Here is a 13,165-nt window from a genome sequence, read left to right as displayed (position 1 = left end):
TATATAAGTACAACTTTTTTTGCCGGTAAAGTATATTGTTATTGTATTAATGAACGATATAGTATTTAGGGGTATATATTTTTTGATAAAAGGAGAAAAAATTATGAATAATGTTAATTATTACAATAATGAAATAGGAAAATGTTTTAATAGAATACAATATGAGTTATCAAGACCTATAAGTGATGAATGTAGAAAAAAACTTAACTTGGTGTCCTCTGATATATTACAGATGCTAAAAGAATATAATAATATTCAAGATTATTTAAATAGAATTTTAAATACTAATTATTTTTTTAGTAGTATAAATGATATGAATCATTTTATTAGTAGTTCAATGAAAAAATTAAATTATGATGATATTAGAATTACAAATTTGCAATCTGTAGTAATTCCTGTTAGAAATATTAATGAAAGGTTTTGTAAAGCTAGAGATTATGTGGACATTATTATTAGAGCATGTAATGAAAGTGTTAAAAATGGAAGTAATAATGACATAAATACAAATAATAATGAGAACATGAATTATAGTAAAAACATAAACAATGAGAATATATATAACAATAATCAAAGACAAAATAATTATTATAATATGTCAGTAAATAATTCAAATGAAAGTAAATATGGTCAAAGTGATAGTGCATATAAAATTGTATATGTTTTGGGAATTATAATGATATTAATTGGGGTTTCTATATTTGGAAAATATGTTTACGTAAATTATTTAAATAATTTTATTAAGGGAATCTTATTATTTGGAATTGGGATAGCCATAATCTTATTAAGTGAACTTCTAATTAAAAGAAAAAATGCAGATTATTCTAAAGGTGTTACTATAATGGGACTCTGTGAAATATATATATCAATTATGATAAATGCAATGGGACTTCATAATATTAGTGAATTTATAGCATTTGTTTTAGTATTCTTATTATCTGCTAGTACTATTGTTTATAGTTTTGTTCAGAAATCCTTTGCTTTTAGATATTTTGCTCACGGAGCAGGTTTGTTAAGCTTTTTATTTTTTGCTGATATAGTTTCAAAAGATATGAATAGTTCATTATTAGTTGTAGGGTATATTATTATTTTAAATATACTAAATGTTGTACTTCCAATTAAAAATCATAATAATTATTTAAGTGCATTTGCAATATATACATTTGTGATTAATTGTTTTATTATGGTGTTTTTACGTTTGTCATTATCAAGTGAAGTATATGCAGGTGTCTGCATGTTTTATATTATTTTATCATTCCTTATTGATAAATTTATTTTAAAACAATTAGAAAGTAAAGATATTGCTAATATTTTTCGTGATATATTCTTAATATATGTTACTGTTTTTTCTCTTTTTATAGGAGTAAATAATAAAATAATTGGAAGTATAATTATTGGTGGTGGAATAATTATATCCATAGGGTGCACTATATTAACTAAAAATATGAATAAATATAAGTATTTAGTGCCTTCAGTTATATTTGCATTAAAAATAGTAAAAAATATTGAAATTGGTGATTCAAATATACAAGATGTTTTATTTTATTTTGTTTTAAATATTGGAATACTTCTATTTGGATATCTAAAAGTTACTAAAAAAAGCAAATTGCTAAATATATCTATGAATATTTCAGTTATTTATATGATTTTAATTTCATTTATAAATGCAGTAAATATATATTGTGATATAGATGCGTATTTCCATTTATTTCAATTATTCATAGGATTTATTACAATTACAGGTGTTATGCTATGTCATATTGTAAATGAAGAAAAGAATAGTCCAGCTTTTTCTGTATTAAAATATTATTCTCTTATGCTTATAGTCCCAACTGCTATTGAAATAAACTATTTAGTTAATGAATATGTTACTTATATTGTTATTTGTGCTGTATATTTTATAGCTATGATAATTTATACTAGAGTGGAATATCTAAGAAATAATAATTGTAAAACAGATAATGTATTAATTGCATTTATAATTTTTATAATTTCAATAATAATTTTATTCAGAAATATGAATGTAGTTACTTATATTGATATAATAGGCTTAATTATATGTTTTGCTAGTTTATCAATATTTACAAAGGATAGATATAATAATCTTTTTGTAAGTGACTTGTCTAAAATTGGAGTAATAAATGTTGTGGCATTAACATATTTGATAATAGTTTTCTTAAAAACTTTCGAAACAAGTAACTATATTACAATAATAATTATAGATATATTATTAATGACTTTAGCTTGTTTTGATGTTATTAAGGGATTTTTGAAAGGATGTAATGGCATTAGGGTAATGGGAATAGTAATTGCATTAATAACATGTTTAAAAGTCCCAATATTAGATTGTATAGGAATGAATGCTATAGAAAAAACCTTGGTATTTATTGGAGTAGGAATTATTTCTATGATTCTTGCATATGTTTATTTATCTTATGTAAAAAGAAATAGTAATTTAAAATAAAATGTATTAATTTCTTTACAAAGAAAAAAAGGTGTGATAAAATGTGTTAGTAAACCGCTCACGCACAGGTTTTTATAAAACAATGATTTGCTCTTGTACCTATAGTGGCGAGACCGTTATGAGGAGGTGTTTTTAATGTACGCAGTAGTTAAGACAGGTGGAAAACAATACAGAGTTCAAGAAGGAGACGTTCTTTTCGTTGAAAAGTTAGATGCTGAAGTTGATTCAACAGTTGAATTAAACGAAGTATTAGCTGTAGGAGGAGAAACTTTAAAAGTTGGAACTCCAGTAGTAGAAGGAGCTAAAGTTGTTGCTAAGGTTTTAGCACAAGGAAAGGCTAAGAAAGTTACAGTTTTCAAGTATAAGAGAAAAACTGACTATAGAAGAAAGAATGGTCACAGACAACCTTATACAAAATTAGTAGTAGAAAAGATCGAAGCTTAATTTTATGATAAAAGTTATTATTAAATTAAAAGATCAAAACATTACTTCGATTTCAATTAATAATCATGCCTTAGAAGACAGGGAGGCCATACTTGCTGGTGATGCATATGATATGGTATGTAATTCAGTATCAGTACTTGGTCAAAGTGTTATTATAGGTTTAGATGAAGTTTTAAAACTTAATGTAAATTATGAAATTGGAGAAGGTCATCTAAAGGTAGACCTTGAGGGCCTAAATGTAGATGAAAAAGAAAAGGCGCAAGTGATTTTGAAAACTTTTGAAAAAAGTCTTGAAAGTGTAATTTTAAGTCTTAATCAGATGTTTGGAGATAAAAAGCGCAGAGAATATATTAATTTAAAAAAAGAGGAGGTGTAAAATATGTTAATAATGAACCTTCAATTATTTGCCCATAAGAAAGGACAAGGTAGTACAAACAACGGTAGAGACTCAGAATCTAAGAGACTTGGTGTTAAAACTGCAGACGGACAATTCGTTTTAGCTGGTAACATAATCGTTAGACAAAGAGGTACTAAGATTCATCCAGGAAACAACGTAGGTAAAGGTGGAGATGATACACTATTTGCTAAAGTTGATGGTATTGTTAAATTCGAAAGAATGGGTAAAGATAAGAAAAAAGCTAGTGTTTATCCAGTAGAAGTTGAATTAGCTGAATAATTAGTATTTTATAGGCTGCATTAAATGATATTTCATTTAATGCAGCTTTTTTTGTAGACTAAAAAATAATATATGATATAATATATCTAGTGTTTTTATAGCTGAGGTTTAATTATATAAGGAAAGGTGAAATATATGTTTATAGATAAGACCAAGATTTTTGTAAAATCAGGAAGAGGCGGAGATGGAGCCATTTCCTTTAGACGTGAAAAATATATTCCTTTAGGTGGCCCAGATGGTGGTGATGGTGGAAAAGGTGGAAGTGTTATATTTAAGGTAGATCCTTCAATGACAACACTTTTAGATTTTAAGTATAAGAGAAAATATGTAGCAGAAAGTGGTACAAATGGTGCAGGATCAAAATGTTATGGTAAAGATGGTAATGATTTATACATTAGAGTGCCAATGGGAACTATTATAAGAGAAGCGGAAAGTAATAAAATAATAGTAGATTTATCCCATAAAGATGATGAATATGTACTTCTTAAAGGTGGAAAAGGTGGAAAAGGAAATTGTAAGTTCTGTACACCTACAAGACAGGCACCAGATTTTGCTGAACCAGGTATGCCAGGGGAAGAAATGTTTGTATCATTAGAACTTAAGCTTCTTGCTGATGTTGGACTTTTAGGATTTCCAAATGTAGGAAAGTCAACTCTTCTTTCAATGACAACTAAAGCAAAACCTAAAATAGCAAATTATCATTTTACAACATTAAAGCCTAATTTAGGAGTAGTAAAGGTAGAAGGTACAGAACCATTTGTTATGGCAGATATTCCAGGAATAATTGAAGGAGCAGCTGAAGGTGTAGGGCTTGGACTTGAATTTTTAAAGCATATTGAAAGAACTAGATTATTAATTCATATTGTAGATATATCTGGAGTTGAAGGAAGAGATCCTTATGAGGATTTCTTAAAAATAAACGAAGAACTTAAAAAATATTCAGTTAAACTTTGGGATAGACCACAAATTGTTGTAGCTAATAAATGTGATATTTTATATGACGAAAGTGTATTTGAAGATTTTAAAAAGAAAATAAATGCATTAGGTTATGATAAGGTATTTAAAATGTCTGCTGCTACAAGAGAAGGCGTAGATGAAGTAATAAAAGAAGCTGCTAGGATGCTTAAGGATATTCCGGTTACTGAACTTGAAATATCAGATGAAGAAAAATACGTAAAAGAAGAAAAGAGATTTACATATGAAATAAGTGTAGAAGAAACAGATGAAGGTAAAATATTTAATGTTACAGGAAGTTTTGTTGATAGACTTCTTGAATCAGTAAGTATATATGATGCAGATTCATTAAGATACTTTTATAAGGTTTTACAAAATAAAGGTGTTATGGATGAACTTAAAGAACTTGGCATCGAAAATGGCGATATAGTAAGACTTGATGATTTTGAATTTGATTATGTAATGTAGTAATTTGAGGTGATTTAATGATAACAGGAAAACAAAGGGCTTATCTTAGAAGTTTAGCTCAAAAGATAACGCCTATATTTCAAATAGGAAAAAATGGCATAGAGGAAGCTTTTTTGGTTCAAATAGAGCAGGCTCTTGAAAAGAGAGAATTAATAAAAATTAAGGTATTAGAAAATAGTGGAATGGAAACACGTGAAGCATCTGATATTATATGTAGTAAGATAGGATGTGAAGGAATACAGGCAATAGGAAATAAAATAGTACTATATAAAAAATCAAAAAATAATCCTAAAATTGAATTGCCAAAGGGAAAATAGTATTTTGGAGAAAATAGGGATTATAGGAGGTACATTTGATCCTATACATAATGGTCATCTTTACATAGGAGATAAAGCTAAAGAAATATTACATTTAGATAAAATTGTATATATGGTAGCTGGAAATCCTCCTCATAAAAAAAATAAGAATGTAACAGATGCATATATTAGATTTAATATGGTAAAGGAAGCCATTAAAAATAAGCAGGGTTTTTGTGCTTCAAGTTATGAAATTGATAAAAAAGGATTTAGTTATACCTATGAAACATTAGAACATTTTTCAAATGATAAAAGGCAGATATATTTTATTACAGGAGCAGACTGTTTAATAAATATAGAAAGCTGGAAGGAAATTAAGCGTATATTTAAATCCTGTATTTTTGTGGTATTTCCAAGACCTGGTTATTCTAAAGAACAGTTATTAAATCAGAAAGAATATATTGAAAAAAAGTATGATACTTCTATAAAATATTTAGATATACCTGAAATTGACGAGTCCTCAACAAAAATTAGGGAACTCATAAAAAATACTAATTATGAAAATGTTAACGAACTGATTCCTGGTAAGGTTTTAGAAATAATAAAAAGAGAAAATTTATATAGGTTTATATAGGGAGAATTTTAATGTTAGATATACAAAAGCAATATAATATTGTGAAAAATTCCTTAAAGGAAAAAAGATTTATTCATACATTAGGAGTGGTATCAACAGCTAAAAAGTTAGCAAAACTTAATGATGTATCTATAGAAAAAGCTGAAATAGCAGCCCTTAGTCATGATATAGCAAAAAATATGCCATTAGAGGATATGAAAAAATTAATAGATAAAAATAATATAATTCTTTCAGAAGATGAAAAAGTTACAACAGAATTATGGCATAGTATACTTGCACCTATTGTAGCAAAGGAAAAGCTTGGCATAGAAGATGAAGAAATATTAAGTTCCATAAGGTGGCATACTACAGGAAAAGAAAATATGTCAAAACTTGATAAAATTATATATATAGCTGATATGATTGAACCATCAAGAAATTTTCCTGGACTTGATGAAATAAGAAAGTCAACTTTAGAGAGTCTAGATAAAGGGGTGCTTTTAGGAATTAATCATTCCATAGAATATTTGTTAAATAAAGGTGCATTGATAGATATAAATACAATTAAGGCAAGAAATTATATGATTAAAGAAGAACTTTAATTTTTTATGCTTTAGGAGGGATTATTTGTGAATAGAAGTAAAAAAAATAATTCACATAGAAAAAACTCAAATAATCATAATGAGGATCCGTATGAGAGTATGGCGGATAATGATTATTATGATAATTATAACAATGATGAATATGTAGGACAAAATATAATTAATAATATAAAAGATAAAATTATTAATATAAAAAACAATACATTAAATTACAAAAAGAAGAATACCAAAAAGCATAAAAAACTTAAAATGACCAAAAAGAAAATATTTAAAGTTATAGGATTATTTTTACTAATTGTATTATTTATAAATATTTTTTCTGTATTTAGATTCTTTTTTAGTATAAAAAATACAGTTAAGACCCAGGCTATAAGTCCAGGATTTTTTAAACCTGTAAATATACTTGTACTTGGAATGGATATAGGAGCTGTAGGACAGGAAAATAATAATGATATAAAAAGAACAGATACAATGATGGTTGTTAATTATAATCCCAAAACTAAAGCTACAAAAGTAGTTTCAATTCCTAGAGATACCTTGATTACTGAAAATGGTAACAACTATAAAATAAATGCTGCTTATGTAAAGGGACAGGATCAAAAGGTAAAAGAAGTAGTAGAAAAGCTTCTTAATATAACTGTAAATTATACTGTTAAAGTGAATTATGAAGCCTTTAGAAGTGTAATTGATTCTATTGGTGGAGTGGATATGGAAATAGAACGTGATATGATTTATGATGATGATGGTCAAAATCTTCATATAAATTTTAAAGGTGGTACAACAGTTCATTTAGATGGTAAAAAGGCAGAAGAATTTTTTAGATGGAGAAAAAATAATGATGGTACAGGTCTTGCAACTGGTGATATAGGAAGAATAGAAAATCAGCATAAATTTATTCAAAAGGTTGTAAAAAAATGTGCAAATCCTTTAATTCTTTTTAGAATGCCTAAGATTTTAGGTGCTGTTGGAAGTAATATTGAAACCAATATGGGAGCCTTTAGAATATTAGAATATGTATTTAAATTTATTATACATAAAAGTAAAATGGAAATAGTTACATTAGAAGGAACTCCTAAAATGATAAAAGGTCAATCATATCTTGTTTTAGATGATTCTAAAAATAAAGAGCTTATAGAATCTTTAAAGGGAGAAAATAGTAGCAAGGTTTCTTCAAATTCTGATAGAGCATCACAAAAAATATTGGTTTTAAATGGAACAACTACTAATGGATTAGCAGGAAAAGTTAAGGAAAAGCTTGAGAGCTTAGGATATAAAAATGTTACAACTGGTAATGCAAGTGAAAATAAAAAAACTATTATAAAAACTAACAATAGTGATATAAAAAAGGATATATCAAGTATAATAAATAAAAGTAAATCTTCATCACTTCCAAATGAATATAGTGGATATGATGCAGTTATTTTATTAGGTAGCGATTATACTAATTAGGGAGAAAAATCTTATGAGTAAATTACAAGAAATAGTAGATGAAAAATTTGAAGGTATAGTTATAAGACAATATCTAAAAGAAGAACTTAAATTATCTAGCAGGCTTATAAGAAGTGCATCAATAGATAAGAGAATACTTGTTAATGGTAAGGCTGTAAGAATGAGATGTATACTTCATAAGGGCGATAAGATAGAAGTTATTTTAGACTCTAAAGAAACTCAAAATATTGCACCTGAAAAAATGGATTTAGATATTGTATATGAAGATTCAGAAGTTTTAGTGGTTAATAAACCCCCATATATGGTTGTACATCCAACCAAAACGTACCAAAGTGGTACCCTTGCAAATGGTATTATAAATTATTTCAGAGAAAGCAATCAAGATTGTATTGTAAGGCTTGTTAGCAGACTTGATATGAATACATCAGGTCTTATAATAGTTGCAAAAAATCAATTTGCTCATATGACTCTTTCTAGGGTAATGCAGGAAAATCACCTTAAAAAAAGATATATTGCTGTTGTACATGGACATTTAAAAGAAAAATTTGGCACTATAGATGCACCTATATTTAGACCTGAAGGTGAAGAATTTGGTATAAAACGAATTGTGGATGAAAGAGGTCAGAAAAGTATAACACATTATAAAGTTATTGAATCATTAAAGGATGATGATATAGTTGAATGCCTTTTAGAAACAGGAAGGACTCATCAAATAAGAGTTCATTTAAGTTATTTGGGTCATCCTATATATGGAGATACTTTATATGGAAATGGAGAAAATGAGCAAAATCTTATAAAAAGGCAGGCACTTCATGCATATGGTCTTGGGTTTAATTCACCAAGAACAAATAAAAGGCTTGATTTAAGAGCAGAACTTCCTTATGATATAAAAGAACTTATAGAAAAACTTAAATAAAGTTTTTCTATAAGTTCTTTTTATTTATTTTGATTTTCTTCTTTTGTTTTATTTAAAAACTTTTTATTATAAATGAATTTTGCACTAGCTATTATGAATAATCCAATAATCACAGCAGCCAGTATACATAAAGACTTGTTATTGTTTGTAGAAACTTCTTCGTATAATTTGTCAATAGCGTTGTAGTCAGCATCACTTACAAGATCTATAGTTTTATAAACTTCACCATTAACAATTATGTTAGCAGTAGTTATTGTATCATCTTTTTTAAATGTATTATCAGCAATGTCTGAAGGAATTTCATATTCTATAGAATAATTTAAATTGTCTTTATCAGTCATATTACATGTATAATAAACATCTTCCTTTGGTTTTAAATTAACTTTGTCTTTACCTAAAGTAACTTCTTCAATAGAAGTATCTTTAGTATATAATGTTTGTCTTTCAAAATTTGCAAAGGCATAATCGAAAATACTTTTAACATCATTATATGTTGAACTTATATCTGTTCCCTTTAGAAAACTACCAACAAGAGTTGTGTTGTCTTTTTTACATGCTATTATATTAGTAAATTGAGCAGCTATTGTATATCCCTTTTTTGATGCAATGGAATATTTGTAATAATAATTAGGATAATAATCAAATAATATATAATTATGATTATCTATTGGAATAGTTTTGCCATCAATAGAACTTGCAGGTAATGTGTATCCATTAGTTTGTGAAATTTCCATAAAATCCTTATTGTGAATACAAGCTTTCATTATAGTTGCCAAATCTTTTGGAGTTGTATAATGATTTTCATCAGGCAGTCCGCTTGGATTTGCAAAATGTGAATCAGTGCAGCCAAGTTCTGCAGCCTTTTCATTCATTAAGTTTGCAAATGCTTCATTGCTGCCAGATATGTATTCAGCCAGTGCATTGGCGCAATCATTACCTGACATTAAAATAAGACCAAGTAATAACTCTCTAACAGTATATGTTTCTGTAGCACGTATTCCAACAGATGTACCTTCTGCATTAGGTGGATTCGTTCCTATAGTAACTTTGTCCTCAAGGTTTGTATGTTCTAATACTACAAGTGCTGTAAGAACTTTTGTAGTAGAAGCTGGATAGTACCTTTTATCTTGATTTTTTTCATAAACAACTTGTCCAGTATCACCATCTAAAAGGCATACACCTTGAGATGTTAAATCAGGAGCAGTACTTGCTGCATAAGAATTTTTTGAAGGCATAAAATGTATTATGCATAAAGAAGTCAATAAAAATGAAAAGACTTTAGTTAATTTTTTAAATTTATTCATTGTAACCTCACTTATATTAATATTCAATTTGTTAAGAATATGATAAATATTTTATATATTACCAAAAAATATTCTACCAAATTTCGCTATAAAATTCCACTTTGTTAAAGGTGATTATATTTATTTTTACAAGAAAGGTGAAAAATAAAATTAAATTTGTGTATTATTTTTATTTTAATGGGGATAATTATAAAAGAAAAATAGTGAAAGGTTTTTTATTATGATTATAAATAAAAAGTATAAGGTAATTGGTTCTGTAATTCTTGCTATTATAATTATAGTAGTTATGTTTGTAAAATATTCTTTAGGTGGCAGAAACGATCTTAAAAGTAGTAGCGAAGATATTTTTATTGATGATGAAATAAAAGATAAATCATATGATTTACCTAGTAATGTTTCAAATGATAGTAATTCTTTATCACAAAGTATCTCAAATTTTAAGGAAATAGTAGTTGAAATAAAAGGTGAAGTTAAAAATCCTAATATTTACAAGCTAAATGAAAATTCCATAATAGAAGATTTAATTAATAAAGCAGGAGGACTTACAGAATTTGCTGATATATCAAAAATAAACAGGGCAGAAAAATTACAAGATCACATAGCAATTGTTATTCCTAATAAAAATGATCCTAATAGTCAAAATACTATAAGTAGCTCTGTATCAGCTTCAAGCACACAAGGTAATAGTTTAGTTAATTTAAATACAGCTACAGATATTGAACTTCAAAGTCTTCCAGGAGTTGGTCCTTCTAAGGCTAAAAGTATCATAGAATATCGTGAAAAAAATGGAGGCTTTAAATCAATAGATGAAATAAAAAATATTAAAGGTATTGGTGAATCTTCCTTTGAAAAATTAAAAGATAAAATAACTATATAATTTACATTTAAAAAATTACTAAATGATGATATAATAAATAAGTGTTAGGTAAAATATAGGTGATTTTAACATATAATTTTAAGGAGGAAATATTTTGATTAAGAGATTATTAGCAAATTTATTTGATGAAGTATTAGTAGTAGCAATATCAGCTGTACTATTAGGAGTTATTATTTTAATTATGAAATTAATTGGTTTTAAGTTTACTCAACCTTTTTATGTAGCAGTTGTTATAGCAGCTATAGTTAATTTATTATATTATCCAATTACACAAGGAAAATTTGATGCTACAGTTGGACAAAAATTATTACAAGTATAAAAATTAATTTTAAAATTTTCAAATTTAAAAATAATAATATTTTAGGAGCATTAGATGAGAAGAGGTAGTGAATTACTAGTAAAGATAGACAGCACAGAGTTCCCATCAACAGGAATAACACTTGAGGGTAATAGAAAGATATGTGTTAAAAATGCTTTTCCAGGTCAAACTGTAAAGGGAAAAGTTAAAAAAAAGAAAACTGATTATGCTGAATTAAAGCTTTTAGAAGTTGTTGAAAGGGCAGATTATGAAATAGATCCAAAATGTCAGCATTTTGGTGTATGTGGAGGATGTTCTTCACAAACCCTAACTTATGAAAAGCAGCTTGAACTTTTAGAAAAGGAAGTTAAGGAACTTTTTGAAAAGGCTTCTGTTTCTATGGGCAAATATGAAGGCATAGTAGGAAGTAAACTTCAATATGAATATAGAAACAAGATGGAATTTACATTTGGGGATGAAGAAAAAGGTGGCATTTTAAATGTAGGAATGCATATGAGAAATAAATCCTTTGGAATTGTAAATGTAGATAAATGTCAACTTGTTGATAGTGACTTTAGAAAAGTTATAGAATTAACAATTAATTATTTTAGACAAAAAGAATTACCTTATTATAGAGTTATGAAAAGAGAAGGTTATTTAAGAAATCTTATAATTCGTAAAGCTAAAAATTCAGGTGAGATAATGGTTAATCTTGTAACTACTACTCAAATTGATTTTGATTTATCTGAATATGTTGAAATAATAAAAAATGCTCAATATGAAGGAAAATTAGTATCAATATTACATACTGAAAATAATTCTTTTTCAGATGCAGTTGTTCCAGAAAAGGTTAATGTTTTATATGGAATTGATCATATTAGAGAAGAGCTTCTTGGGTTAAAATTTAACATATCACCTTTTTCATTTTTTCAGACAAATACAGTAGGTGCAGCAGAACTTTACAACATTGTAAGGGAATACTTAGGTGATTCTCAAAATAAAGTTGTATTTGATTTATATTGCGGTACTGGTACTATTGGACAGATAGTTGCTCCAAAAGCTAAAAAGGTAATAGGAATTGAACTTATAGAAGAAGCTGTAGAAGCTGCTAAAGAAAATGCCAAGCTTAATAATCTTGGCAATTGTGAATTCTTAGCAGGTGATGTAGCTGAAATTATAAAAACTGTAAAATACAATCCTGACATTATTATTCTTGATCCTCCACGTAATGGAGTAAGTAAAGAAGCTATGAAGTATGTTATTAAGTTTAATGCAAAGGAAATAATATACGTTTCATGTAATCCAAAAACATTAGTAAATGACTTGAAAATATTAACAGAGGGTGGTTATTCAGTTAATAAAAGCAAGATTAAGGATATGTTTCCTAATACGCCTCATGCGGAGACTGTAGTAAAGCTAGTTAAGTAATAGAGCCATTTTATATGGTTTATATGTGGTAATATTGGTGGTTTGCCACCAATTTGCCACCCAAAGATAAATATTATATTATGTTGAAATTTGTTGTGGAAAAATATAGGTATAATAGAGTAGGGTAAGAAATTATTCTACTCTTTTTATTTTAATCTTATTTGCTTAATAACTTAAGATTTTAAGATTAATATTTTCTATTAGGTTAACTGTACGCTCTGTCATCTTTTTAGTTACATGTGAATAAGTGTCCATAGTTGTGCTTAATTTTGGATTGTCAACACTTTTTTATACAGTTATTATTCGGTCATATTAGAAATTCTATATTCTACTGGTGTCATATAACCTAAAGCACTATGTATGCGTTTGTTGTTATACC

Annotated in this window: 15 protein-coding genes; 13 read left to right on the top strand and 2 right to left on the bottom strand. The window is 27.1% G+C overall.

The window, feature by feature from the left end; translation table 11 throughout:
* The first annotated feature begins 103 nt into the window (after positions 1-103).
* The 10 genes from ACTNAO_RS09800 (at position 104) to ACTNAO_RS09755 (ending at position 8,879) form a co-directional block, all read left to right on the top strand.
* Positions 104-2,461, top strand: coding sequence for a hypothetical protein (locus ACTNAO_RS09800; RefSeq protein WP_441048070.1), 2,358 nt, complete (start codon positions 104-106; stop codon positions 2,459-2,461).
* A gap of 135 nt (positions 2,462-2,596) precedes the next feature.
* Entirely contained in the window at positions 2,597-2,905 is a 309-nt protein-coding gene (gene rplU / locus ACTNAO_RS09795) for a 50S ribosomal protein L21 (protein ID WP_441028650.1), read from the top strand.
* A gap of 4 nt (positions 2,906-2,909) precedes the next feature.
* The gene (locus ACTNAO_RS09790) at positions 2,910-3,281 is read left to right on the top strand and encodes a ribosomal-processing cysteine protease Prp (protein WP_441028648.1); all 372 of its coding nucleotides are present in this window, start codon (positions 2,910-2,912) and stop codon (positions 3,279-3,281) included.
* 3 nt (positions 3,282-3,284) lie between these two features.
* A complete protein-coding gene (rpmA, locus tag ACTNAO_RS09785) occupies positions 3,285-3,581 on the top strand; it encodes a 50S ribosomal protein L27 (protein WP_441028646.1) in 297 nt (98 codons plus the stop codon).
* Between the two features lie 135 nt (positions 3,582-3,716).
* The gene (gene obgE, locus ACTNAO_RS09780; protein ID WP_441028644.1) at positions 3,717-5,003 is read left to right on the top strand and encodes a GTPase ObgE; all 1,287 of its coding nucleotides are present in this window, start codon (positions 3,717-3,719) and stop codon (positions 5,001-5,003) included.
* A gap of 17 nt (positions 5,004-5,020) precedes the next feature.
* Entirely contained in the window at positions 5,021-5,320 is a 300-nt protein-coding gene (gene yhbY, locus ACTNAO_RS09775) for a ribosome assembly RNA-binding protein YhbY (protein ID WP_441028642.1), read from the top strand.
* Between the two features lie 4 nt (positions 5,321-5,324).
* Positions 5,325-5,933, top strand: coding sequence for a nicotinate-nucleotide adenylyltransferase (gene nadD / locus ACTNAO_RS09770; RefSeq protein WP_441028640.1), 609 nt, complete (start codon positions 5,325-5,327; stop codon positions 5,931-5,933).
* A gap of 11 nt (positions 5,934-5,944) precedes the next feature.
* Positions 5,945-6,514, top strand: a complete 570-nt coding sequence (gene yqeK / locus ACTNAO_RS09765) for a bis(5'-nucleosyl)-tetraphosphatase (symmetrical) YqeK (protein ID WP_441028638.1) — start codon at positions 5,945-5,947, stop codon at positions 6,512-6,514.
* Between the two features lie 27 nt (positions 6,515-6,541).
* The gene (locus tag ACTNAO_RS09760) at positions 6,542-7,963 is read left to right on the top strand and encodes an LCP family protein (RefSeq protein WP_441028636.1); all 1,422 of its coding nucleotides are present in this window, start codon (positions 6,542-6,544) and stop codon (positions 7,961-7,963) included.
* A gap of 13 nt (positions 7,964-7,976) precedes the next feature.
* Positions 7,977-8,879, top strand: coding sequence for an RluA family pseudouridine synthase (locus tag ACTNAO_RS09755; protein WP_441028634.1), 903 nt, complete (start codon positions 7,977-7,979; stop codon positions 8,877-8,879).
* Positions 8,880-8,899: 20 nt separating this feature from the next.
* Here ACTNAO_RS09755 and ACTNAO_RS09750 read toward each other — a convergent pair whose 3' ends face one another.
* Entirely contained in the window at positions 8,900-10,183 is a 1,284-nt protein-coding gene (locus ACTNAO_RS09750; protein WP_441028632.1) for a D-alanyl-D-alanine carboxypeptidase family protein, read from the bottom strand.
* A gap of 220 nt (positions 10,184-10,403) precedes the next feature.
* Between ACTNAO_RS09750 and ACTNAO_RS09745 the strand changes: the two genes are divergently transcribed.
* The 3 genes from ACTNAO_RS09745 (at position 10,404) to rlmD (ending at position 12,786) form a co-directional block, all read left to right on the top strand.
* Positions 10,404-11,060 carry a helix-hairpin-helix domain-containing protein gene (locus tag ACTNAO_RS09745; protein WP_441028630.1) on the top strand — a complete coding sequence of 219 codons (657 nt, stop codon included), beginning with the start codon at positions 10,404-10,406 and terminating at the stop codon, positions 11,058-11,060.
* Between the two features lie 94 nt (positions 11,061-11,154).
* Positions 11,155-11,379, top strand: a complete 225-nt coding sequence (locus ACTNAO_RS09740; protein WP_441028628.1) for an RDD family protein — start codon at positions 11,155-11,157, stop codon at positions 11,377-11,379.
* Positions 11,380-11,433: 54 nt separating this feature from the next.
* A complete protein-coding gene (gene rlmD / locus ACTNAO_RS09735) occupies positions 11,434-12,786 on the top strand; it encodes a 23S rRNA (uracil(1939)-C(5))-methyltransferase RlmD (protein ID WP_441028626.1) in 1,353 nt (450 codons plus the stop codon).
* A gap of 299 nt (positions 12,787-13,085) precedes the next feature.
* On the opposite strand, the gene ACTNAO_RS09730 is transcribed toward rlmD, so the two are convergent.
* On the bottom strand, positions 13,086-13,165 hold an 80-nt coding region (locus tag ACTNAO_RS09730), incomplete at its 5' end, for an IS3 family transposase (RefSeq protein WP_441028687.1).

The organism is Clostridium sp. HCP1S3_C6, assembly GCF_052066735.1.
Classification (GTDB): domain Bacteria; phylum Bacillota; class Clostridia; order Clostridiales; family Clostridiaceae; genus Clostridium.
This window is presented reverse-complemented; position numbering and strand designations above follow the sequence as displayed.